Below are 243 nucleotides of genomic sequence, written 5' to 3' on the forward strand. Positions count from 1 at the left end.
GGTAAATTGCTGGTATTGCATAGCATGATTAGCCTCACAAAATTCACTTAAATGGGTGCGCCACACTTGGCTGCTGGTTATCTCTAACCCTGAGAACAACACATGCCCCAGCGCACTACTTTGAATTGCTAAACGGCTACTTTGCCCTTGAGAAATGTTATACACGCCCAGCGAACAAAAATGCACTGCACGGGTCAGTGCGACATACAATAGGCGTAAATCTTCGGCTAGGCGCTCTTGCTC

The 243-nt window shown here is 47.3% G+C and carries 1 protein-coding gene; it reads right to left on the minus strand.

The window, feature by feature from the left end; all coding sequences use genetic code 11:
• Positions 1-243: hypothetical protein (locus AAEY62_RS24280; protein ID WP_350637029.1), on the minus strand; the 243-nt coding region annotated here is incomplete at both ends.

Origin of the sequence: Pseudoalteromonas sp. GW168-MNA-CIBAN-0100, assembly GCF_040309225.1 — a bacterium.
GTDB classification, from domain to species: Bacteria; Pseudomonadota; Gammaproteobacteria; order Enterobacterales; family Alteromonadaceae; genus Pseudoalteromonas; species Pseudoalteromonas arctica.